Source organism: Mycobacterium sp., assembly GCF_049647605.1.
Taxonomy (GTDB): domain Bacteria; phylum Actinomycetota; class Actinomycetes; order Mycobacteriales; family Mycobacteriaceae; genus Mycobacterium.
Window position 1 is genome coordinate 19,530 of the sequence record NZ_JBARXZ010000039.1, and the last position, 21,778, is coordinate 41,307.

Sequence of the window (21,778 nt, forward strand, 5' to 3'; positions counted from 1 at the left end):
CATGCCGGAATTCGAGGATCCCTACGATTGGCGGCGTGTCCGAGACGCCGGCGGACTGTTGCGGGAGTTCAACGATGCCGGTGTGCTGGAGGCGGCCGACGTTCACGTCGCGAGCCGATTGGCCAAGCTGGCAGGCGAATCCGACGACACCGTGGTGCTGGCCGTTGCGCTGGTGGTGCGGGGACTGCGGGCGGGATCGGTGTGCGTCGATCTCACCACAGTGGCCGACGAGATCGGCACGGAGTTGCCCTGGCCTGAGCTTCGGGCGTGGTTGGCGGCGGTTCGAGCCAGCCCGCTGCTGGGGTCGCCGCCGGTGTTGCGGCTCTACAACGAGCAACTGCTGTACCTCGATCGTTACCACCGCGAGGAAGAACAGGTATGCGCTGATCTGCTGGCCACCCGTGAGCATCAGGTGCCGCTGGACGCTGCGGCGGTGACCGTCGGGCTGGATCGGGTGTTCCCGGAGCCGAAGTTCGTCGAGCAGCGAGCCGCCGCCCAGATTGCGTTGTCGCAGTGGACAACCGTCCTGACCGGAGGGCCCGGTACCGGCAAGACCACCACCATTGCGGGGCTGCTCGCGCTGCTGGCCGAGCAAGCCGAGTTGGCCGGCCGGACCCGCCCACGGATCGCGCTTGCCGCACCGACCGGGAAAGCCTCGGCGCGACTGCAGCACGCGGTGGCGACCGAGGTCGATCATCTCGGACCGCTGGATCGGGCTCGGTTGTCCGGTCTGCAGGCGGTCACCCTGCACCGGCTGTTGGGGGCGCGCCCGGACACGTCGGCGAGATTCAAACATCACCGCGGAAATCGGTTGCCCTTCGATGTGATCGTGGTCGACGAGACGTCCATGGTGCCGTTGACGATGATGGCGCGGCTGCTGGAATCGGTGCGTCCCGCAACCCGGCTCATCCTGGTCGGTGATCCGGACCAGCTGGCGTCGGTGGAGGCCGGAGCGGTGTTGGCGGATCTGGTCGACGGGCTCGGCGCCCGCAGCGATCTCGAGGTTGCCGGGCTACACACCTCGCACCGGTTCGGCGAGTCCATCGGATTGCTGGCCGAGGCGATTAGGCGCGGCGACGGCGACGCGGTACTGGAGGTGCTGCGAGCCGGTGGTGAGCACATCGAGTACATCGATGATGCCGACCCGACGCCACGGCTGCGGGATGTGCTGGTGCGCCACGCGGTGCGCATCAGGGACGCCGCGGCTCGCGGTGATGCGGCGGCTGCGCTGGCCGCGCTGGAGGATCATCGGCTGCTGTGCGCACATCGGGACGGCCCGCACGGCGTCCGGCAGTGGAATCGGCAGATCGAGCGCTGGCTCAGTGAGGCCACCGGTGAAACACTCTGGGCCAGCTGGTATGTCGGCCGCCCGGTGCTGGTGACGGCCAATGATTACGGGTTGAAGCTGTACAACGGGGACACCGGGGTGGCGGTCGCCGACGGCGACGGGCTACGTGCGGCGATCTCCGGGGCGACGGGGGTGCTCGATTTTGCCACCAGCCGGCTCGCGGAGGTCGAGACCATGCATGCCATGACGATCCACAAGAGTCAGGGCAGCCAGGCCGAAGAGGTGACTGTGCTGCTGCCGTCGGAGGATTCGCGGCTGCTGAGCCGGGAGTTGTTCTATACGGCGGTGACTCGGGCGAAGCACAAGATCCGGGTGGTCGGTACCGAGGCCGCGGTGCGTGCTGCGCTGGATCGACGGGTAGTGCGGGCGACGGGGCTGCGGCTGCGGTTGGCCAACTGAGTTCCCTCGCCGAGAACGACGAAATGGCGAGGACTGCTCGTTCTTTTGCGCCCAAACGTGAGAATGGGCGTACATGCCGCAGCGGCCCCTGTCGATGACAGGGGCCGCTTCGGTGGTGTGCTGGCTATCAGGCGGGGGGCTGAACTCCGTTGAGCACCCGCTGCATGTCCGGGATCATGGCCTGCAGCTGCTGTCCCCAGTATCCCCAGCTGTGCGTGCCGTTGGGCGGGAAGTTGAAGACGCCGTTGCGGCCGCCGGCGGCGATGTAGTTGTCGCGGAAGGTCAGGTTGGTGCGCAGGGTGAAGCCTTCCAGGAACTGCGCGGACATCAGGTTGACGCCGCCACCGGAGGAGTCGAGTTCCGACGGGGTTCCGGTACCGCAGTAGATCCAGATGCGGGTGTTGTTGGCGACGAGCCGGTTGATGTTGAGCATCGGGTCATTGCGCTTCCACGCCGGGTCCGACGACGGGCCCCACATGCTGTTGGCGTTGAAGCCGCCGGCATCGTTCATGGCCAGACCGATCAGCGTCGGCCACCAGCCCTCGGACGGGTTGAGGAAGCCGGACAGCGACGCCGCGTAGGTGAACTGCTGCGGGTGCCAGATGGCCAGGTTCAGCGATGCCGAGCCGGCCATGGAGAGGCCGACGGCGGCGTTGCCGAACGGGGAGATGCCGCGGTTGGCGGCCAGCCAGGTGGGCAGCTCCTGGGTCAGGAACGTCTCCCACTTGTAGGTGTAGTTCTGGCCGTTGCCCTGCGACGGCTGGTACCAGTCGGAGTAGAAGCTCGACTGTCCGCCGACCGGCATGATCGCCGACAGGCCGGAGCCCTCGAACCATTCGAAGGCAGGGGTGTTGATGTCCCAGCCGTTGAAATCGTCCTGGGCGCGCAGGCCGTCGAGCAGGTACACGGCCTTGGGGCCGCCGGGCTGGAACTGGACTTTGATCTCGCGGTTCATCGACGGCGACGGAACCATGAGGTACTCGACGGGCAGACCTGGCCGGGAGAAGGCGCCGGCGGTCGCCGATCCTCCGCCGAGCCCGATCAGACCGGGTAGGGCGGCGGCCGCGACGGCGGCGACCGTCATCCGGCGCAGCGATGTCTTCGCTACCCCGTGCAACTTCTCAACGAACTTCACGACTGCGCTCCTCCATGACTCAGTGACTTACATCGGTGTTACTCGTGTGATCAAAGTGAACCATGTGGTTTCGGGTGGAAACGCCCGTGAAACCCCGGCAGGCAGTCGCGGTTGGACAACGATTACGCCTCGGCCAGAAGCGGATTCGACACCGGGTCGTTACCTGCGCCGGGCGTGTCCGGTGGCTCGCCGGGTTCAGGTGCGTGCGAGGGCGGCCCGGGCGTTTTGATGCCCGACGAGTTCGTGACCGAGCACGGTGGCGGCCGGTGCCAGCGTGACAACCAGCAGGCAGACCGCCATATCGACACCTGCAGATGCCATTGCGACAGCGACGCCCAGCAGCGCTGCGGTCACGGTCAGCAGCAGCATGTGGAACCTGTCGAATGCGCCTACCAGCAACACATACAGCGCGCAGATCAAGCTGAGATAAACCCCTACCGGGATGGCGACCGACAACACGGTGTACATCGAGTTCAGCTTCGAATGGTGCTCGATGTAGTAGGCGGCGGTGTGTAGTCCGGCGCCGGTGGCCACGATCGACCCGAAGACGAGGATGTGGAGGTAGCCCCAGGGGAACGACCGAGAGGGCCGCTTGTGCAGCAACTCGGCGGTGGGCACCACGAAATACACCCACCACATCCCGAATGTCAGCCCGATCCCGGCGATCGTCACGAACACCGCGTCTGCCGTCCATCCCTGTTCGTGCACCACGGCCGACAGTGAGGCGACCGTACCGATCACGCCCTCGCCCAGGGTGATGATCACCAGCAAGCCGTAACGCTCGGCAATGTGATGCGGATGCCACGGGGTGCCGCCCATCCGCTTCTCGGCGAGCCACGGTCCGGTCATCTCGACCAGCGTCATCGCGGCGACCAGCATGAACGTCACCGGAACGGAGGTGTCGACGACGATCACGGCGATCCAACCCACCTGCGCGACGGTGATCGTCCACACGTAGGTCAGGCAGGTCCGGCGGCGGCTGGGGTCCTGGCGGGCCGCGCGCAGCCACTGCAGGATCATCGCCACCCGCATCACGACATAGCCGGCCACCATCACCCGGTTGTCGACGTGTCTGCCCTCGTAGATCGAGGCGAACACCGGCGGGATGCCCAGGGCCAGGATCACCACACCGGTCATCTGCAAGAAGGTGGTCAGCCGGTAGACCCAGTCGTCGGTGTCGTAGGCGGAGGCGAACCAGCTGAAGTTGATCCAGGCCCAGCTGACGGCAAACGTGGAGAAGGCAAAGCCGGCCAGTCCGGTGCCGACGTGGTTCTCGGCCAGCATGTGCGCCAGTTCGGAGGCCGACACGCCGAATGCGATGACAAAGGTCAGGTCGAACAACAGCTCCAGCGGCGTCGCGACGCGGTGGGCCTCATGCGGGTCGCGGCCCGCCATCACCTGGATCCGATGAGCCGGGCCGAACCGTCGTCGTGGCGGCTGCTGTGCGGTCACGACGACATGGTGACAGGCGACGCTGTCAGTTCCGGCGGATCAGGCCCCGTCCACCCCGATGAGGTTCGCCAGGTCGGCGCGGCTCATCCGGCGCTGCGCGCGTAACAGTACGCTGACTTCCCGACAAGCCACGACAGAGAGGTGCCTTGGTGGATGAGCTGTGCCGATAAGAGCTTGGTGACGTATCTGGCCGCATTCGGTGACCGTCCCGCCGTCGTCACCGCCACCGAGGAACTGAGCTACCGAGCGCTGGCCCACCGCGTCGACGAGGCTGCTGCGGCCTTCGGTGACCGCCGCCGGCTGGTGCTGTTGCCAACCCACAACGAGCTGGGCACTCTGATCCCGTATCTGGGAGCGTTGGCCGGTAATCATGTTGTCCTGCCGGTTCCGCCGGACCGTGATGTGGACAGTCTCCAGTCGATCTACGGCCCGGACTCGGTCGTCGAGCGCGACGGCAGCGTCGTCGAACTCGGGCCCCCGGTGGGGGAGTTGTTGCACGACGATCTGGCGCTGCTGCTGAGCACATCGGGTAGCACTGGTTCGCCGAAGCTGGTGCGGCTCTCCCGCGACAATCTGGTATCCAATGCCGAGTCCATCGCGCAGTATCTGTCGATCACCGAAGAAGACTGTGCCGCAACCACATTGCCGATGTCCTACTGCTATGGCCTCTCGGTGATCCACAGCCACCTCGCCCGCGGCGCCTCCTTGATGCTGACCGACCGGTCCGTGGTCGACGACAACTTCTGGGACCTGTTCCGGGCTTGTCGCGCAACGTCGTTCGCAGGGGTGCCGTACACGTTCGAACTACTCGACCGCGTCGGATTCGCGGACCTGGACCTACCGCACCTGCGCTACGTCACGCAGGCCGGCGGCCGGCTGCCGCCCGAGCGGGTCCGGCACTTCGCCGAACTCGGCGAACGGCAGGGCTGGGAACTGGTGGTGATGTACGGCGCGACCGAGGCCACCGCCCGGATGGCTTATCTGCCGGCGCATCTGGCGACCAGTCGACCCACCTCGATCGGGCAACCGATCCCGGGCGGCAGCTTCGACATCGAACCCGTCGACGGGTGGGAGCGCGGTACCGGCGAACTGGTGTACCGCGGCCGCAACGTGATGCTGGGCTACGCGCACCAACGTGACGACCTGGCACTCGGGCGGACGGTGCACGAGCTGCGAACCGGCGATATCGCCAGGCGCGGGCCCGACGGGCTCTACGAGGTGATCGGCCGCAGTCATCGATTCGTCAAACTGTTCGGGCTGCGGGTGGATCTGGGCCGTGTCGAGACATTGCTCAAAGAGCGGGGTGTCGCCGCCCTGTGTACCGACATCAGTGGGCACGACGGTGGCGGACAAGATGGTGGCGGCCAACTTGTTGTCGCCGTCAGCGAGACCGAGAGCGCCGCCCGAATACGGGGGGTCGCGGCCGTCGCCGCCGGTGTGCCTGCGGATGCGGTCACCGTCGTCGGATTCCCACAGCTGCCGGTGATGTCGTCGGGGAAGCCGGACTACGCGGCGGTGCGTGCAGCCGCGGTGCAGCAGCAGCCGCGCTCCGACACCGACCTGCGGCGGCTGTTCGCCGATGTCGTGGGGGTCGACATCAGTGTGGTCACCGCCCAGAGCACGTTCCTGGGGCTGGGCGGCACCTCGATGAACTACGTCGCGTTGTCGGTGCGGCTGGAGCGGCTGCTCGGCGGGCTGCCGCCGAACTGGCAGCAATTGCCGATTGCGGCGCTCGAGCGGTACACACCGTCGAGCTCACGGGCCTGGCTGCCGGCCTCGTTGGAAACCAGTGTGCTGCTGCGAGCCGTGGCCATCGTTTTGATCGTCGGGTCCCACGCCGGTCTGTTCGAGTTGTGGGGTGGCGCGCACATCCTGCTCGGGATCGCCGGCTACAACTTCGGGCGGTTCTGCCTGACGGCCGTGCCACGGGCGGAACGGATTCGGCATCTGCGCGCCACCATCGGGTGGATAGCGGTGCCGTCGATTGTGTGGATCGCGATCGCATTGCTCATCACCGACGACTATCACCTGTCGAACCTGTTGCTGGCCAACAAGATCCTGGGACCACACGACAGTATGACCGCAGGCCGGTTGTGGTTCATCGAAGTACTCGTCTACACCCTGATCGCGCTGACCCTGCTGTGTGCGGTACCGCTGATCGACCGGCTGGAACGCCGCGGCCCCTTCGGGTTCGCGATGATCTTCCTGGCTGTCGGCGTAGCGCTGCGCTACGACGTCCTGGGCCTGGATCTCGGTACCCAGGCAGGGTTCACCTATCTGGCGTTCTGGTTCTTCGCCGTGGGCTGGGCGGCGGCCAAAGCGCAGCAGAACTGGCAGCGCGCACTGGTGACGGTGATCCTGGGCATCTGCCTGGTCGACTACTTCGGAGAGCTCCTGCGGGTGGTGATGGTGTTCACCGGGCTGGCACTGGTGATCTGGCTTCCGTCGCTGCGGTGCCCGGTGTGGCTGCCGCCGCTGGCCGGTGCGCTCGCTGAAGCGTCGTTGTACACGTATTTGACGCATTTTCAGGTGTATCCGCTTTTTGGTGAGTACAAGTTGATCGGAGTGGTGGCCGCGCTGCTGGTCGGGTTGTTGGTGACCCGGTTGATCAACGTGCTGCGACGACGGTGGTCGCGACGGGCAGTGAAACGGGTGGACACCGACGCCGAACTCCATTGACGGTGCTGCCGGGTTCGGTTGAACTGGACCGGCAGTCCCGTCCCGAGGAGCCCGCATGGTCGAACCCATCGACGAGTACTTCACCGCTGCCGTCACCGCCATGCGGTGCGCCGCGGACACCGGAGGCGGTGACGAGTCGGCACCGGTGGTCCCCGGTTCGGCGCTGACCGTCGGGGAGGCGCTGCGGATCTTCGACGCTCAACTCGGCAGCCGGCACCTCGATCTGGCCGCCCGGGCGTTACGCGCTGACGGCCAGGGGTACTACACCATCGGCTCCTCGGGCCATGAGAGCAATGCGGCCGTCGCCGCCGCACTTCGGCCCACCGACCCGGCTCTACTGCACTATCGCTCCGGCGGCTTCTTCCTGCACCGTGGGCGGCAAGTGCCCTCGGACCGTGACCCGGTGCGCGATGTCCTGCTGGGGATCGTGGCCGCCGCGGAGGAGCCCATCGCGGGCGGTCGTCACAAGGTGTTCGGCCGGTACGACCTGAACATCATTCCCCAAACCTCCACCATCGCCTCCCATCTACCCCGTGCCTTCGGTGTCGCCTTCACCCTGCAACGGGCTCACAAGCTCACCGACAGCTGCCCTTGGCCCGCCGACGCCATCACCGTGTGCAGCTTCGGGGACGCCTCGGTGAACCACTCGACCGCCGTCGGTGCGATCAATGCCGCGCTCAACACCGCCTACCGGGAGCTGGACCTGCCGTTGCTGCTGGTCTGCGAAGACAACGGCATCGGCATCAGCACCAAGACCCCCGACGGCTGGATCGGCGCCACCTACGCCAACCGGCCCGGTCTGGCTTACTTCACCGCGGACGGCGCTGACCTGCCCGCCACCCATGCCGCGGCGGTCGCGGCCGCCGACTGGGTTCGCCGACACCGCCGCCCGGCGTTCCTGCACCTGAGGACGGTGCGGCTGATGGGGCACGCCGGGTCGGACTTCGAAGCCGGATACCGGACCCCGCGTGACATCACATCCGACTATGCGCGAGACCCGGTCCTGTCGACGGCGGCTCTGCTCGTCGAGCACGGCCATCGGACCCCGGCTCAGATCCTCGATCTCTACGAGCGCACCCGCGCCACAGTGATGGGCATCGCCGCCGAGGTGGCCGATCTGCCGGCGCTGGGATCGGCCGAAGCCGTCCTGGCGCCGATCACGACGGTGCTGGACGCGGCCCGTTTCGTGTCGGAGAAGCTGCCGGACCGAACCTGCCCGCCGGGGCAGACCCTGGCGCAGGCCATCAACTTCGCGTTGCGCGACATCTTCGAGACCTATCCGCAGGCCCTGCTCTTCGGTGAAGATGTGGCGCGCAAAGGCGGCGTCTACGGGGTCACCCGCGGGCTGCAGAAGCAGTTCGGGGCGAGCCGGGTCTTCGACACCATCCTCGACGAGCAGACCATTCTCGGTCTTGCGCTTGGAGCGGGTCTCAACGGGCTGTTGCCGATACCCGAGATCCAGTACCTGGCCTACCTGCACAACGCCCTCGACCAGATCCGCGGGGAGGGAGCGAGTCTGGGGTTCTTCTCCAACGGCCGGTACCGCAACCCTGCAGTGGTGCGCATCGCGGGCTACGGCTATCAGAAGGGTTTCGGTGGCCACTTCCACAACGACGACTCGGTGGCGGCGTTGCTGGACATTCCCGGCGTCATCGTCGCCTCGCCGTCGCACCCGGATGACGCCCACCTGATGCTGCGCGCCTGTGCGGGCGCGGCTGCGGCGGCCGGGGCGTTGTGTCTGTTCGTCGAGCCGATCGCGTTGTACCACACCCGAGATCTCCACGATGGTGGTGACGACGGCTGGCTGAGTACCTCCGGGGCCGATGCCACAGCGGTGCTGGGCACCGCCCGAACTCACGGTGACGGAACGGATCTCACGATCATCACCTTCGGCAACGGCGTCCCGATGAGCCTGCGGGTGGCGCAGCGGCTGCGCCGCAGCCAGGGTATCGATGCCCGGGTCACCGATCTGCGTTGGCTGGCGCCGCTGCCGGTCGCCGACATCGTCCGGGAAGCCGAGGCCACCGGCCGAGTCCTCATCGTCGATGAGACGCGACACAGCGGCGGCGTCGGGCAGCATGTGCTGGCAGCATTGGCCGACAACAACTTCCAGGGTGTTGTTCGTCGGGTCGCCAGTGCCGACAGCTTCATCCCGCTGGGCCCGGCGGCGCTGCGGGTGCTGCTCGACGAGGACACCATCGAAACTGCCGCGACAGCACTCAGTGTTCCAGGACGGTGACCGTCGGATCCTCCAAGAAGATGGGCCGGGTTCCGCTCTGGTGCGCCTTGCCGGTCATCCGCAGCTGTTGACCCGCCACGATGTCGTCACCGCGGCCGTTGTTGAACAACACGTTGAGTTCATCACCGCTGTCGTCCCCCAACACGACGATGCGCAGCGGTTCTCCGTCGCGCACCTTCTCCTCGACTCGCAACACCCGGCCCTCGACGGTGGCTCGCAGCCCGCTCACCAGATTGTCCAGCGCGATCACCCGTTGCGGCGCGGTGGCCTCCTCACGGGAATCGGTGCCCCCGTTCTTCAATCGCGACTGGACCCTCTCGAGTTCGCGGGTGACCCGCTCTTCGAAACGGTCGGGAAAGGTCTGGCGGATTTTGGAACGCACGTCATAGGGCACGATCGTGGCGACCGCGAACGGCAGCCGGCTGATCGCCCTGGCGATCCGGTCGGCGGTTCGGTCATGCAGGAAGAAGCCCATCATCGGGGCATAACTGCGTCGCGGCAGCAGTAGGGTGACGCTGGTGCCGGGTTGTTCGCTGGCCGCTGTGGTGACGAGTTCCTGTGCTGCCCTGACGATCCGACGATCAGGACAGTCGATTATGCGCAGCGGTGTGTCCAGCCCGTAGTGCTTCCAGTGGTTGCGCAACTCTTCGGTCTGGATATCGTCGATGTTGAAGTGCACGGCGCTGAATTCGTCGGCCTCCAGTCCGCGGCCGTACCGCAGCGCCTCCAGCGACGCGAGATCCAACGAGGCCACCAGCACGATGACCCGCAGCCGCGTGTAGTCAACTTCTTCGGAGCCGGCCCTGATGGACTCCAGAATGGCTGCCTCGGCACGGTATTCACGGTTGAGCCGGATCAGGGCAAACACCAGGATCGGGAAGATCACCACCACCAGCCAGGCGCCTTCGGTGAACTTGGCGATGGCGAAGATCAACACCACCACCGTCGAGACCACACCGGCGGAGAAACAGATCACCGCCTTGTGTCGCCAAGAGCCTGCTTCCCGCTGGGTGGCATGGTGTTTGGCCATGCCGAAGCCCGCCATCGCAAAGCCGGTGAACACGCCGATGGCGTAGAACGGCACCAGGTCGCTGACGGATCCGCCGGTGCCGAGCAGGAGCGCCACCGCCAGAACGGTGAGCACGATGATGCCGTTGGAGAACACCAGTCGGTGCCCGCGCTTGGCCAGCTGGCGTGGCAGGAACTGATCCTCGGCGACGTAGTTCGCCAGTGCCGGGAAGCCGTTGAAGCTGGTGTTGGCGCCGGTGAACAGGATTGCGGCGGTGGCGATCTGGATCAGCGCGTAGAGCACCTGCCCTGCGGGGCCGGGGCCGAACACGGCGCGGGAGATCTCCGAGAGCACCGACGGATAGCCGGCGGTGTAGGGGGTGGCATGGGTGGCGTAAGCCAGGTAGGCAACCCCGGCAAGAAGGAAGAACAGCACCGCGGCCATCGCGATCAGCACCTTGCGGGCGTTGCGGCCCGCGGGTTCCCGCAATGAACCCACGGTGTTGGAGATAGCCTCGACACCGGTCAGCGAGGCACCGCCATTGGCAAACGCGCGCAGCACCACCAACAGGGTTGCGCCCAGGATCAGGCCGTCACCGTGCTCCACCGCCACCGTCCCGGCGATGGTGCTCGGATCGTATTGCGGCAGACCCCAGATCAGGTGACGGACCACGCCGGTCACGATCATCACCGTCATCATCACGATGAAGAAATAGGTGGGGATGGCAAATGGCCGGCCCGCTTCGCGGAGCCCACGCAGGTTGACAAAACACATCGCCACCACAACGCCGATGGTGATCTCGAGGCTGTAGGGACCCAGTGTCCGCACCGCTGATACCACCGCGACGGTGCCCGCCGCGGCCTGCACGGCGACCGTCACCACGTAGTCGATCATCAGGGCCGCGGCAGCCACTTGGGCCACTCGGGGCCCGAAGTTGTCACGGGCCACCACATAGGATCCGCCGGCTTTGGTGTAGGTCATCACCACCTGGCAATAGGCCGCGGCGACCAGCACCAGAATGCACAGGATCGCGGCGGTGATCGGGAGCAGCAACGTGAATGCGGCCAGTGCGGCGTAGGGCAGCAGCTCCACCAGCACGACCTCGGTGCCGTAGGCGCTGGAGGAGATCGCGTCCGGTGACAGCACCCCCAGAGCGACCTTGTTGGAGAGTTTCTCGTCTTTGAGCTGCGTGGTGACCAGCGGCTTGCCGAGGAACAGTCGTTTCAGCGAGTACCCGAATGAGGGCGGTAGCGGGGGCGGAACGTGTGGGGGCAGTGCCGCCCCAGGTGAACTCACTTACACATTCTGGCGCTTCGGGTGGTTTGCTGCGTAGCTTTGTCGAACGTGATTCAACGCACCAGGCGGCGCAGCAGAGCCGAGGCGACGGTCACGCCGAGCACTGCGGCGCCGGCGAGTACGGCCAGGTCCAGCGCCATGTTCGACGGGGTGCCGATCAGCAAGCCGCGCAACGCGTTCACCTCGTAGCTGAGCGGGTTGACAGCGGAGAGCCAGCGTAGCCATTGCGGCATCATGTCCACCGGGTAAAGCGCGTTCGACGCGAAGAACAACGGCATGGTGATGGCCTGCCCGATGCCCATCAGCCGGTCACGGTTGCGGACCAGGCCGGCCAGCGAGATCGACAGACAGGTGAAGAACACCGAGCCGAGCATCACCACCGCCATCGCCGCCAGGATGCGCAGTGGGTTCCCGGTGAGGGAGACACCCATCAGATAGGCGATTGCCATCACGCCGACGACCTGGGCCACCGAGCGGATTCCCGAGGCGAACGACTTGCCTGCGACCAGAGCGGATGCCGGTGCGGGGGTGACCATGAGCTTGGCCAGGATGCCGGCGTCGCGATCCCACACGATCTGGATGCCGTAGAAGATCGAGATGAACAGTGCGGACTGCGCGATGATCCCCGGCGCCAGGAACGCCAGATACGACACCGATCCGGTGTCGATGATGTCGAGGTGGCTGAAGGTCTGGCCGAAGATGAGTAGCCACAGCGCCGGTTGCACCATCCGGGTTAGGAGTTCGGTGCGGTCGTGACGTAGCTTCTGCAGCTCCACCCGCGCGAAAGTGCCCATCTGGCGTGCCAACCCGCGGATCCGTCGCCACCCGCGTGGGGAGCGCAACAACGTCGGGGTCACCTGGTCAATTGCCACGGCGCGCTGTCCTCCTACTGGACCGGATCTCCTTCAGCCCCTGGGTGGTGGCCGTCTCGTCCAGATCCGAGCCGGCGTAGTGCCGGAAGACATCTTCGAGTGTCGCGCCCGGTCCGACGGTGCTCTTGAGTGCGGCGGGGCTGCCGACGGCCTGGAGAGCGCCGTGGTGCAACAGCGCCACCCGGTCACAGAGCGCGTCGGCTTCTTCCATGTAATGGGTGGTGAGCAGGACCGTCATGCCGAAGTCGTCCTGCATCCGCTGCACCTGGGTCCACACGCCGTCTCTGGCGATGGGATCCAGACCGACGGTGGGCTCGTCGAGGATCAGCAGCGAGGGCCGATTCACCAGTGCCTGAGCCAGTTCCAGGCGGCGGACCATCCCGCCGGAGTAGGTGCCGGCCGGGGAGTCGGCCACGTCGAGCAGGTTCATCGCGGCCAGCGCCTCGTCGACGCGACCGGCGCGCCGGCGGCGGGGCACATCGTAGAGGCGGGCGAACCAGTCGACGTTCTGCCGGCCGGTCAGTGCGGGTTCGACGGAGAGTTGTTGGGGGACATAGCCGATGTTGTAGCGGATGTCCATGGTGTGTCGTCGGGCGTCGAACCCGAAGATGGAGATCTCACCGTCCTGAACGGGTGTGAGCGTCGTCAGCACCCGCACGGCCGTCGTCTTACCTGCGCCGTTGGGGCCCAGCAGGCCCACCGTCTCACCCGCTGCGACCTGCAGCGTCAGGTCATCGACTGCGGTGAACGAACCGTAGTGGTGGGTGAGGTGCCGGCAGTCGATCGCCAGGTCGCTGTTCATTGCTGACGCTCTTGGAGCATCCGGGTCATTTTTGCCATTACGTCCAATCCGGCTTCCAGGGAATCGATCTCACCCTGATCCAACTCGTCGAGCACATCGGCGATGACGGCTCGCCGGGCCGCTCGTGACGCATCGGCGACACGCTGGGCAGTGGGGGTCAGGCGGAGCCGGCCGACGCGGCGATCGTCGGGATCGACCTCGCGGACCAGCAGCTCATCGGTGGCCAGCCTGGTGACCAGGGTGGACGCGGTGTTGGCGGCCAGCCTGAGTTCCGCGGCGGCCTGGCTCACCGAGATACCCGGCTGGCGGCCGACCAGTCGCAGCAGTTCAGCCTGTGATTCGGTGAGGCCCGCGGGGACTCCGGCGCCGTCGAAACTGCCGACTGCGGAGCGGCGGATCTGCCGCCGGAACCGTCCGACGGTGCTGAACAGCACGTTGATCAACTCGGTTGGCGCGGCCACGCCACCACAATACCTCTGTTGCAGAGGTATCTCAGGTGCGGGTGGGAAGTTTGTGCAGTACAACGTCGGACAGGGAGCCGTCGGCGACGGTGGCCGTCAGGTACGTACAGAACGGCTGACGGCGCCGGTCGGTCGGTGAGCCGGGGTTGAGCAGCCGTAACCCGGTCGTGGCCGTGGTGTCCCACGGAATGTGGCTGTGGCCGAAGACCAGAACATCGGTGTCGGGGTATTGGCGGGCCATCCGTGCGTCACGGCCCGGCGCGCCGCCGGTTTCGTGCACCACGGTGAACCGCACACCGGCCAGGGTGACGTCGGCGCGTTCGGGCAGTCGCGCCCGCAGATCGGGCCCGTCGTTGTTGCCCCAGCAGGCCACCAACCGCGATGCCCGCTGCTCGAGCTCGTCGAGCAGCGCGACGTCCACCCAGTCCCCGGCGTGCAGGACTACGTCTGCGGTGTCCACCGCATCCCAGATCTGGGCGGGTAGTTCCCGGGCGCGTTTGGGGACGTGGGTGTCGGCGATCAGCAACAGGTGCATGGTGTCGATGGTGCGCCAGGACTCCCGGCGGCCGAGGGCCGGGTCACTGCCGGGGGCGCCCGGGCTGGTTGACTGGCGGCACAGAAGTCCAGCGCACCAGGGGAGAGGCCATGACCGCCAGCCGTGACGTGACCACACCACCGATCGGCCGTGGCGGCGGAGTGGTTCGGTGAGTGCGCTGCTGGGCATTCTGGAGCTTGTTGCCGGCGACGGGAATCTGTGGGAAGCGCGGGGGCGCGGTCCGGAGGGCAAACGGGCCTTCGGCGGGCAGTTCCTGGCGCAGTCGCTGGCTGCGGCGGGCCGCACGGTCCCCGATGAGGCGCTGCCGACCAGCCTGCATCTGCAGTTCCTGCGCGGCGGGGACTCCGGAGCCCGCGTCGACTACAACGTCGAGCGGCTCTATGACGGGCGGACGGCGATGAGCCGCAGAGTCCTTGCCGCCCAAGGAAGTCGGATCATCACCTCGGCTTCGGTATCGTTTGCGCTGCCCTCACCGGGGCCCGAGCACGGGCAATACGGCGCCCTGCCCGACGATCCCGACAGACTGCCCGAGACCGGCCCGCCGGGACCCGCGCCCGGGCTTCCGCTCGACGAGCTCGACATCCGGATTGTCGATGTCGGCGAGGGGCCGGACTTCGTACGGCGACTCTACTGGCGGACAACGGTTTCCGTTCCTGCAGATCCATTTCTGCACAGCTGCCTGGCGTTGTTTGTCACCGATGTCTACATGATCGACCCCGCACTGCGGGTGCACGGTCATTCGATGCGTGATCGCACGCACCGCAGCGGCACCACCGATGCCTCGGTGTGGTTCCATCGGCCGATCCGGGTCGATCGCTGGAACCTGCTCGAATCCCGGTCGCCGGCGGGCGCCCGCGGACGTGGTGTGGTCACTGCTCAGATGGTCGCCGCCGACGGTGCGGTGTGCGCGACAGTGGTGCAGGAGGGGTTGATCGCCACGCGAGAGTAGTGGGTACGAGCGCTGACAGAACACATCGACAAGAAGTCATCAACGAAAGGAACACCGGTATGCGCACATTCGAATCGGTCCAGGCGCTGGTCGCCGCGAAGGGGGAGAGCCTGGGATCCAGCGACTGGGTCACCATCAGTCAGGACGAGGTGAATCTGTTCGCCGACGCGACCGGGGATCGCCAATGGATCCACATCGATCCGGAGCGGGCCGCCTCGGGTCCGTTCGGCACCACCATCGTTCACGGGTTCATGACGTTGTCGTTGTTGCCCCGGTTGATGCATCAGATCTACACCGTTGAAGGCATCAAGCTCGCAATCAACTATGGGCTCAACAAGGTTCGCTTCCCGTCGCCGGTGCCGGTGGGATCGAAGATCCGTGCGACGAGCGTGCTGACCGACACTGCGGACATCGGTCAGGGCACCGTGCAGGTGACGGTGACGACCACCATCGAGATCGAGGGTGCGGCCAAGCCGGCCTGTGTCGCGGAGAGTATCCTGCGGTACGTCGGCTGACATCGCAGCGTGATCACAACCCCAGATCGTCCAGACCGGGGTGGTGATCAGGCCGGGCGGCGCTGTTGTCCCAGTGGAAGAGACGGTCTGCCGCGGCGATCGACACGTCATTGATACTGGCGTGGCGTCGCCGCATCAGACCGTCGGCGTCGAACTCCCAGTTCTCGTTGCCGTAGGCGCGGAACCACCTGCCGTCGGTGTCGTGGTACTCGTAGGCGAACCGGACCGCGATTCGGTTGTCGCCGAAAGCCCAGAGTTCCTTGATCAGTCGGTAGTCGAGTTCCCGTGCCCATTTGTCGGTGAGGAACTCGATGATCTCGGCGCGGCCGTGCAGGAACGTCGACCGATTCCGCCACCAGCTGTCCGGGGTGTAGGCCAGTGCCACCCGGCCGGGATCGCGGGTGTTCCAAAGGTTCTCGCCGGCGCGGACCTTCTGCAGCGCGGTGTGGTGGGTGAATGGTGGTAGCAGGGGGAGCTGCCGCTGGACTTCCATGGCGCCTCCTTTGTCGTGGTGGCTGTGCCGGCGTTGTCACTGCCATTGTCCGGCACCATCGCGCCCGGGTGGTGCGGTCTCGCGGGATTCGGCGCAGCAGGTTGATCAGTAGGCGTCGAGGCCGAGCTTGATCGCCAGGGCCATACCCGCGGCGCCGATCAGCCAGCGCAGGGGTGCCGCTGGGGCGTGCCGCACCACGATCGGGCCCAGTCGTGACCCGGCGATGCACCCGATGGCCAGCGGGACCAGTGACGGCCAGTGCACCGGTGCCACCAGGACAAAGATGACGGCGGCGGTCCCGTTGGACGCGCCCAGAATCACGTTCTTGGAGGCATTGGCGTGCGGCAGGGTCGGCCCGCCGGCCCGCAGGAGCAACGCCAGCAACAGCACCCCGGCCGCCGCCCCGAAGTACCCGCCATAGACCGTGATCAGCAGGATCGCTGCAGCCTCGAGCAGCAGTATGCCGCGGTTGCGGCGCGGCTTGTCCGTCACAGATGTCGGACGATCTCGGCGCGGCCACATGATCGCGATCGCGGAGAACCCGATCAGCAGGGGCACCACTTTCTCGAAACCCTCTGCCGGAGTCGACAGCAGCAGTACCGCGCCGAGGGCGCCCCCGAGCGCGGCGATCGGAACGGTCCGCAGCAGGAACGGTCCCTGGCCACGGAGTTCGGGGCGCGATCCGACAATCGAGCCGACGGCGTTGCCGACGAGCGCGACGGTGTTGGTGATGTTTGCGGTGACCGGCGGCAATCCGACGGCCAGTAGGGCCGGATAGGTGGCCACCGACGCCAGTCCGGCGATGCTTCCGGTCAATCCGCCTGCGACTCCGGCGATCAGCAACAGTGCGATGTCGAGCCAGCTCACGGCGCCGCCGGGCTATTCATAGAAGATGTATGTATGGGCAGGATTCTGGCACACCCCAGTTGCGGGCGGGGCCCGGGCTGCGCACGATCGCGGCAGAGTTGGACTCTGGGCTTTCCTGGTTGTGACACTTCAGGTAGACCTGTCTCATGAAGACGCACCTGAACTGCCCCTGTGGCGAGGCCATCGCCGGCACCGACGAGGATGATCTGGTCGAGAAGACGCAGAAGCACCTGGCGGAGAATCATCCCGGGCACGACTACTCCCGCGACGAGATCCTCTTCATCGCTTACTGAGCGGGTCCGCTCAGTGGGAGTGGCGCTCCCGCAGCGTGAGCAGTGAGGCCTCGATGCCGGCGGTATTGGACCTGACAAAACCCAGCCGCTCGTAGTAGCGGGTCCGGTCTTTGAAGGTTCCGGTGTCCCGGTAGTCGAAGGTCTCCGTCACCCGGGTCGACGTCGGGGACAGTGGTTCGAATTCCCACCGCCAGTGATGGCCGAATGGGTGTCGCCACTCGACGAGCTCGCCCGGTTTGAGTGCGGTGATGGTGCTGGTGATCCGGTACGGGATGCCGAACATCCGCATCTTCGTCGAAAAGCGGTTCCCGACGGCCACTTCCGCAGGAACTTTGATGTTGGCGCCGACGGTTCCGGAACCGTCGAACTCGTGGTGGCGGCGCGGATCGGCCACCACTGCAAACAGTTCGGCCGCCGGTGCGTCGATCTCGATGGACCGGCTGACCTGGCACGGTCCGGCGGCCACCGTCGACACCAGGCTCATCGGTTGTCTCCTGCGCTCAGCATCGAGTCACCGCGACCGAGCGCCGATCTGTCGACGCAAGGAAGTCCTCGAGGATCTCGGTGACTTCCCAGGGGGCTTCGACGTGCGGGAAGTGTCCGACGCCGGGGAGCACTTCGAGCCGGCTGTCCGGGAGCGCCTCGTGGGCGGCGTAGCCGTGGCTGACCGGAATGATCCTGTCGGCGTCACCCCAGATGAACAGCACCGGGACCGTGACGTTGAGGTGTAGCCGGTTCAGTGCGCTGACGGCTTGGCCGCGGTGGTCGACAACCGAGCGCAGCGTACGCAGGAAAGCGTGCCGGGTCTCGCGGTCGGACAACGAGGAGTAGGCATTCCACATCTCGCCGCCGCGCGGGGAGTGAATTCCGGCCGCGGACAGCCAGGATTTGATGAAATTACCGATGTTGAGCACCGGCGCCGGCGCCACCGCCGGCAGCACGAACTCCGCACCCGGGGTGCTGAGCAGACGCAACATCCAATTCAACTCGGGTCCCAGGCCACCGCTGCCGATGAGCACCAATCGCTCACATTTGTCGCGGTGCTGGTAGGTGAACTGCATGGCGACACCGCCACCCAGCGACTGCCCGACGACGGTGGCGCGCAGGATCCCGAGCTCGTCGAGAAAGTCGCGCAGCCAGACGGCAAAAGCGCCCAGCGAATAGTCGCCCCGCGGTTTGTCCGAACCGCCATGGCCCAGCAGGTCCGGCGCAATCACCCGGTGGGTGCGGGCCAGTCGCGGCATCACCGATTGCCAGGTGGCCGAACTGCCCGCCATCCCGTGGATCAGCAGTAACGTCTCAGGGCTGTTGCGCGGGCCGAGATCGCGGTAGGCCACGCGATCGCCGTGCAGGTCGAGATACCTGAGCTCGTTCATCCGGGCCTCCTCTCGTGTCTTGGGGGACCGTGGCTGCGACGATAGCCGAGGCAGCTGAGATTGGGGTTACTCGTGGGTAACATCACGTTCGGAAGAGAAAGATCGGGTGTCGACCTGCGTTGATGACAAGGTGTCGGAGCAGCCGGCGGCTGGTTCGGGGTTTGTCCGGGAGCGATCCGGGTAACTGAGGGAGCAGGGTCGGGGACGGCCGAGGCAAAGGACACCCAATCGATGAAACTCACCGGTAACACCGTCTTTCGTGCTGCTGGCGGCGCACTGGCAGCAAGCCTGGGGGTGGCAGTGCTGGCAGCCCCCGTAGCCGGTGCGCAGCCCTGCCGTGCCGACCAGGCGATCGGCACCATCAGTGCGGTATCGGGTGCGGCGAGCCAATACCTGGCTGCCCACCCCGGCGCCAATGATGCGCTGTCCAACGCCATCACCCAGCCGCGCGAGCAGGGACGCGAGACGGTGCGGGCGTACTTCCTGGCCAACCCCGGGGAATACTTCGACCTGCGGAACATCACGGCGCCGTTGAACGGCCTTCGCGCGCAGTGCGGGACCTCGATGCTGGCACCAGATCTGATCTCGGCCTTCGACGAATTCCAGATGGGCTGATTCGCCACTCCGCGGCGTGCTGTCGGCGGCATGGGTCAGCTCAGCGGGTACGGCGGGGCGTCGGTACCGGTGACGGTGTAGGACCCCCAAGGGGTTCGTTCGGTGATGCGCGCCGCTGCCCGATGACCGGGGGTGGACAAGGTGACGGTCCGCGCTCCGGTGAGTAGGTCCAGCGGCAGTTCTCCGGAGATGGTTCCGCGCCAGTGGAAGCGGCCGTCGACGGCTTCGAGGTGCCCCGAGAGCCGGGCCCGCCCGGTGACGTCTCCACCGGGCAGACTGACCGTCACCGGCCCGTCGTAGACGTCCTCCTCGGATGGGGTGGCGCCGCTGAGGTGAAACCGGTGAGTCAGGGGGATGGGCGGCCAGCGCCGTGCCGTGACCCGCGAGCGGGCTTCGATGCGGGCGGCGCCGCTGCGTTCGAACATGTCCAGGCATCGCTGTACCAGCCGGGTCTGGCGTTCGATGTCGGGTCCAGGGATGCGAAAGTAGTTGGGGACACCGTGCACGGCAACGGTGTTGTCGTCGGACCGCCGGGCGTCGATCACCACCGCAGCGGTGTCGCACCGTCCGTCGGCGCTCGTCACCGTCCAGGTCTCGGTGGCGTGGTCAAATCGGGCCCGGTCCGCAGGGTCGTGAATGACGATGGCCGTCACAGGAATCCGGCCCGCCGCCACATCCGCCGGCCGATCCGTCCCATCAGGCCCACTTCTTCGAAGAAGGCGTGCAGTGAGGCGAACGAGGTTACGCACATCGCGTGGAAATGCGGGCTGTCTCGCGCGATTCGCCGCATCCGGGAGCCGTCGAGGCCGGCCCGGTAGTACTGGACAGGCAGGGTGAACAGCATCCGGTAGAACGGACCGCCGGCGCCGTGCAGGTTGGCCAGCAAGAACTTTCGGTACCGCGGCATCGTGGGGACGGCCTTGCGTAGCCCGTCGCGGGCGAACTGGATGTGGCGCGCCTCCTCGGTGACGTGAATGCGCATCAGCCGTTGCACGATCGGCTGCAGGTCGGGGTCTTCCATGATCTGGCGTTGCAGCGCGTCGAAGATCTCTTCGCCCACCAGCGCGGCGGTCCACAGCACGCTGCCACGAAACGTGAACGGCAGCGCGTTGATGAGGATGCGCTGGAACAGCTTGGGCCGCACCGGGACTCCGCCGATGCGGGCGATGGTTTTGCCGAACATCACCATGTGCCGGGTCTCGTCACCGAGTTCGGTCAGGGCGTAGTGGGTGCTACTGGCGGTCGGGTTCTTGTGCATCAGGTCGCGCAGCAATGCCTGGTTGAGGATGTTCTCGAACCAGATACCCGCCGACAGGATGTTCACCAGCTCCTGGCGGGACAGTTCGATCTGCTGCTCGCGGGTCATCGCCTCCCACTCCGGGGTGCCGTAGATCGTCACCACCGCCGGGGGCAGGAAAAACTTGTCCGGATCCAGCGGTGCGTCCCAGTCCATGTCGACGACAGGTGCGTACGACCTCTTGACCGAGCCCTTCAGGAGTCGCTCGGAGAACTCTTCACGGGTGGGTCCTGGGGTGGTTGGCGCGACCATGTTCCCACGGTAGGAACCTGACTGCTGGTTAGTCAATACCTCCGGTACCGGATACTTCGGGTGCAAACTCCCGGCCTTCCGGCCTGATGTCGTGCGGGATAGGGCAGACTCGTGCGCGTGGACGGTGACTACGACGATGAAGGGCCCGACAACACGCTGAGCCCCAGTGAATCGCTGGACTCCGACGAGGTGCGCAACGACGACGGCGATATCGTCGCCGATCCGCCGGAGCGCTGGATCGAAGTCGAAGAGGAACAGTCCCTCGACGAGAAACTGGCAGCTGAGGTTCCCGACGTGCTGACCGGCGGCGCACCACCGGAACGGTCGGCGCGGCGCACCAGCGGACAGATCGACGGCACCCCGGAGGACGGGGATTCGTTCTACGAGATCATCGACGATGACGACCCGACGGCCCGCTAGCCGCTGCTGAGATTCAGCATGCCGGCGGCCGACGGTCGGGAGATCCTCGTCCGGGTCAGACCGTCAGGGTCACTTTCACGCAATCCGCGGTCCGGGCTGCGACCTTGGCGTACGCCTGCGGTGCGGAGTCCAGCGATACCGAATCGGTGAAGATCCCGCCGGTGTCGAGACGTCCGGCGCGGATCAGTGGGATCAGCTGCGGCCAGGTCTGTTGAACCGGTGCGGTTGTCATCCGCAGGGTGACGCTGCGCACCAGGGCCATCAGCGCCGGAAACGGAAACGGGTTGAGGTCGTGGACTCCGATGACAGATACGGTGCCGCCGGCCCGTACACAGCCCAACGCCTCGGTCATGGTGGTGTCGTTACCCACGGCATCGATCGCCGCCGCGGCCCCGCGCCCGCCGGTCGCCGCGAAAACCTCTGCCAGGGCCGGTGGTTCCAGCGGCGTGGCAC

At 66.4% G+C, this 21,778-nt stretch carries 22 protein-coding genes; 8 read left to right on the forward strand and 14 right to left on the reverse strand.

What is annotated here, in order from left to right; translation table 11 throughout:
• Position 1 precedes the first annotated feature (1 nt).
• Positions 2-1,747 carry an exodeoxyribonuclease V subunit alpha gene (gene recD / locus WBB07_RS05505; protein WP_526305567.1) on the forward strand — a complete coding sequence of 582 codons (1,746 nt, stop codon included), beginning with the start codon at positions 2-4 and terminating at the stop codon, positions 1,745-1,747.
• A gap of 127 nt (positions 1,748-1,874) precedes the next feature.
• On the opposite strand, the gene WBB07_RS05510 is transcribed toward recD, so the two are convergent.
• Positions 1,875-2,831 carry an alpha/beta hydrolase gene (locus WBB07_RS05510; protein WP_526305569.1) on the reverse strand — a complete coding sequence of 319 codons (957 nt, stop codon included), beginning with the start codon at positions 2,829-2,831 and terminating at the stop codon, positions 1,875-1,877.
• Between the two features lie 246 nt (positions 2,832-3,077).
• A complete protein-coding gene (locus WBB07_RS05515) occupies positions 3,078-4,277 on the reverse strand; it encodes a low temperature requirement protein A (protein WP_526305571.1) in 1,200 nt (399 codons plus the stop codon).
• 210 nt (positions 4,278-4,487) lie between these two features.
• On the opposite strand from WBB07_RS05515, the gene WBB07_RS05520 reads away from it, so the two are divergent.
• Together WBB07_RS05520 and WBB07_RS05525 are read left to right on the forward strand one after the other, a co-directional pair.
• Positions 4,488-7,013, forward strand: coding sequence for an AMP-binding protein (locus WBB07_RS05520; RefSeq protein WP_526305527.1), 2,526 nt, complete (start codon positions 4,488-4,490; stop codon positions 7,011-7,013).
• Between the two features lie 55 nt (positions 7,014-7,068).
• Positions 7,069-9,252 (forward strand): thiamine pyrophosphate-dependent enzyme, encoded by a 2,184-nt coding sequence (locus WBB07_RS05525; protein ID WP_526305529.1) that lies wholly within the window; start codon positions 7,069-7,071, stop codon positions 9,250-9,252.
• Here WBB07_RS05525 and WBB07_RS05530 read toward each other — a convergent pair.
• From WBB07_RS05530 to WBB07_RS05550, 5 genes are all read right to left on the reverse strand, one after another.
• Positions 9,233-11,557, reverse strand: a complete 2,325-nt coding sequence (locus WBB07_RS05530) for an amino acid permease (RefSeq protein ID WP_526305531.1) — start codon at positions 11,555-11,557, stop codon at positions 9,233-9,235. The genes WBB07_RS05525 and WBB07_RS05530 overlap by 20 nt on opposite strands.
• Positions 11,558-11,610: 53 nt before the next feature.
• Positions 11,611-12,351 (reverse strand): ABC transporter permease, encoded by a 741-nt coding sequence (locus tag WBB07_RS05535; RefSeq protein ID WP_526305573.1) that lies wholly within the window; start codon positions 12,349-12,351, stop codon positions 11,611-11,613.
• Positions 12,352-12,418: 67 nt separating this feature from the next.
• On the reverse strand, positions 12,419-13,231 hold the full coding sequence (locus WBB07_RS05540) for an ATP-binding cassette domain-containing protein (RefSeq protein ID WP_526305533.1): 813 nt from the start codon (positions 13,229-13,231) through the stop codon (positions 12,419-12,421).
• Positions 13,228-13,692, reverse strand: a complete 465-nt coding sequence (locus WBB07_RS05545; RefSeq protein WP_526305535.1) for a MarR family winged helix-turn-helix transcriptional regulator — start codon at positions 13,690-13,692, stop codon at positions 13,228-13,230. The genes WBB07_RS05540 and WBB07_RS05545 overlap by 4 nt, the downstream gene beginning before the upstream one ends.
• Before the next feature lie 31 nt (positions 13,693-13,723).
• On the reverse strand, positions 13,724-14,227 hold the full coding sequence (locus WBB07_RS05550; RefSeq protein ID WP_526305537.1) for a metallophosphoesterase family protein: 504 nt from the start codon (positions 14,225-14,227) through the stop codon (positions 13,724-13,726).
• Between the two features lie 169 nt (positions 14,228-14,396).
• Between WBB07_RS05550 and WBB07_RS05555 the strand changes: the two genes are divergently transcribed.
• Together WBB07_RS05555 and WBB07_RS05560 are read left to right on the forward strand one after the other, a co-directional pair.
• Positions 14,397-15,197 carry an acyl-CoA thioesterase gene (locus WBB07_RS05555; protein ID WP_526305539.1) on the forward strand — a complete coding sequence of 267 codons (801 nt, stop codon included), beginning with the start codon at positions 14,397-14,399 and terminating at the stop codon, positions 15,195-15,197.
• Positions 15,198-15,256: 59 nt separating this feature from the next.
• Positions 15,257-15,712, forward strand: a complete 456-nt coding sequence (locus tag WBB07_RS05560) for a MaoC family dehydratase (protein WP_526305541.1) — start codon at positions 15,257-15,259, stop codon at positions 15,710-15,712.
• 13 nt (positions 15,713-15,725) lie between these two features.
• Here WBB07_RS05560 and WBB07_RS05565 read toward each other — a convergent pair whose 3' ends face one another.
• Both WBB07_RS05565 and WBB07_RS05570 read right to left on the reverse strand, forming a co-directional pair.
• Positions 15,726-16,205: a nuclear transport factor 2 family protein gene (locus tag WBB07_RS05565; RefSeq protein WP_526305543.1), complete on the reverse strand. Its 480-nt coding sequence runs from the start codon at positions 16,203-16,205 to the stop codon at positions 15,726-15,728.
• 105 nt (positions 16,206-16,310) lie between these two features.
• Positions 16,311-17,072: a sulfite exporter TauE/SafE family protein gene (locus WBB07_RS05570; protein ID WP_526305545.1), complete on the reverse strand. Its 762-nt coding sequence runs from the start codon at positions 17,070-17,072 to the stop codon at positions 16,311-16,313.
• Positions 17,073-17,218: 146 nt separating this feature from the next.
• On the opposite strand from WBB07_RS05570, the gene WBB07_RS05575 reads away from it, so the two are divergent.
• A complete protein-coding gene (locus tag WBB07_RS05575; RefSeq protein WP_526305547.1) occupies positions 17,219-17,365 on the forward strand; it encodes a DUF1059 domain-containing protein in 147 nt (48 codons plus the stop codon).
• Between the two features lie 10 nt (positions 17,366-17,375).
• Here WBB07_RS05575 and WBB07_RS05580 read toward each other — a convergent pair whose 3' ends face one another.
• Together WBB07_RS05580 and WBB07_RS05585 are read right to left on the reverse strand one after the other, a co-directional pair.
• Complete coding sequence (locus WBB07_RS05580) at positions 17,376-17,849, reverse strand: SRPBCC family protein (protein ID WP_526305549.1); 474 nt, start codon at positions 17,847-17,849, stop codon at positions 17,376-17,378.
• Between the two features lie 16 nt (positions 17,850-17,865).
• Positions 17,866-18,741, reverse strand: coding sequence for an alpha/beta fold hydrolase (locus WBB07_RS05585; RefSeq protein WP_526305551.1), 876 nt, complete (start codon positions 18,739-18,741; stop codon positions 17,866-17,868).
• Between the two features lie 231 nt (positions 18,742-18,972).
• Here WBB07_RS05585 and WBB07_RS05590 point away from each other — a divergent pair, with 231 nt between their 5' ends.
• Entirely contained in the window at positions 18,973-19,356 is a 384-nt protein-coding gene (locus WBB07_RS05590) for a hemophore-related protein (RefSeq protein WP_526305553.1), read from the forward strand.
• Positions 19,357-19,391: 35 nt separating this feature from the next.
• Here WBB07_RS05590 and WBB07_RS05595 read toward each other — a convergent pair whose 3' ends face one another.
• Together WBB07_RS05595 and WBB07_RS05600 are read right to left on the reverse strand one after the other, a co-directional pair.
• A complete protein-coding gene (locus WBB07_RS05595) occupies positions 19,392-20,009 on the reverse strand; it encodes a DUF4873 domain-containing protein (RefSeq protein ID WP_526305555.1) in 618 nt (205 codons plus the stop codon).
• A complete protein-coding gene (locus WBB07_RS05600) occupies positions 20,006-20,905 on the reverse strand; it encodes a diiron oxygenase (protein ID WP_526305557.1) in 900 nt (299 codons plus the stop codon). Before WBB07_RS05600 ends, WBB07_RS05595 begins: the two co-directional genes overlap by 4 nt.
• A 117-nt stretch (positions 20,906-21,022) precedes the next feature.
• On the opposite strand from WBB07_RS05600, the gene WBB07_RS05605 reads away from it, so the two are divergent.
• Complete coding sequence (locus WBB07_RS05605) at positions 21,023-21,325, forward strand: hypothetical protein (protein WP_526305559.1); 303 nt, start codon at positions 21,023-21,025, stop codon at positions 21,323-21,325.
• 55 nt (positions 21,326-21,380) lie between these two features.
• On the opposite strand, the gene WBB07_RS05610 is transcribed toward WBB07_RS05605, so the two are convergent.
• The coding region (locus tag WBB07_RS05610; RefSeq protein WP_526305561.1) for a zinc-binding dehydrogenase at positions 21,381-21,778 on the reverse strand (398 nt) is incomplete at its 5' end.

Excerpts from the sequence above, each read along its gene's own strand:
- recD (WP_526305567.1), top strand. The coding sequence starts at position 2 with ATGCCGGAATTCGAGGATCCCTACGATTGGCGGCGTGTCCGAGACGCC.
- WBB07_RS05510 (WP_526305569.1), bottom strand. The coding sequence starts at position 2,831 with ATGACGGTCGCCGCCGTCGCGGCCGCCGCCCTACCCGGTCTGATCGGG.
- WBB07_RS05515 (WP_526305571.1), bottom strand. The coding sequence starts at position 4,277 with ATGGCGGGCCGCGACCCGCATGAGGCCCACCGCGTCGCGACGCCGCTG.
- WBB07_RS05520 (WP_526305527.1), top strand. The coding sequence starts at position 4,488 with ATGAGCTGTGCCGATAAGAGCTTGGTGACGTATCTGGCCGCATTCGGT.
- WBB07_RS05525 (WP_526305529.1), top strand. The coding sequence starts at position 7,069 with ATGGTCGAACCCATCGACGAGTACTTCACCGCTGCCGTCACCGCCATG.
- WBB07_RS05535 (WP_526305573.1), bottom strand. The coding sequence starts at position 12,351 with ATGGGCACTTTCGCGCGGGTGGAGCTGCAGAAGCTACGTCACGACCGC.
- WBB07_RS05540 (WP_526305533.1), bottom strand. The coding sequence starts at position 13,231 with ATGAACAGCGACCTGGCGATCGACTGCCGGCACCTCACCCACCACTAC.
- WBB07_RS05550 (WP_526305537.1), bottom strand. The coding sequence starts at position 14,227 with ATGCACCTGTTGCTGATCGCCGACACCCACGTCCCCAAACGCGCCCGG.
- WBB07_RS05560 (WP_526305541.1), top strand. The coding sequence starts at position 15,257 with ATGCGCACATTCGAATCGGTCCAGGCGCTGGTCGCCGCGAAGGGGGAG.
- WBB07_RS05565 (WP_526305543.1), bottom strand. The coding sequence starts at position 16,205 with ATGGAAGTCCAGCGGCAGCTCCCCCTGCTACCACCATTCACCCACCAC.
- WBB07_RS05575 (WP_526305547.1), top strand. The coding sequence starts at position 17,219 with ATGAAGACGCACCTGAACTGCCCCTGTGGCGAGGCCATCGCCGGCACC.
- WBB07_RS05580 (WP_526305549.1), bottom strand. The coding sequence starts at position 17,849 with ATGAGCCTGGTGTCGACGGTGGCCGCCGGACCGTGCCAGGTCAGCCGG.
- WBB07_RS05585 (WP_526305551.1), bottom strand. The coding sequence starts at position 18,741 with ATGAACGAGCTCAGGTATCTCGACCTGCACGGCGATCGCGTGGCCTAC.
- WBB07_RS05590 (WP_526305553.1), top strand. The coding sequence starts at position 18,973 with ATGAAACTCACCGGTAACACCGTCTTTCGTGCTGCTGGCGGCGCACTG.
- WBB07_RS05600 (WP_526305557.1), bottom strand. The coding sequence starts at position 20,905 with ATGGTCGCGCCAACCACCCCAGGACCCACCCGTGAAGAGTTCTCCGAG.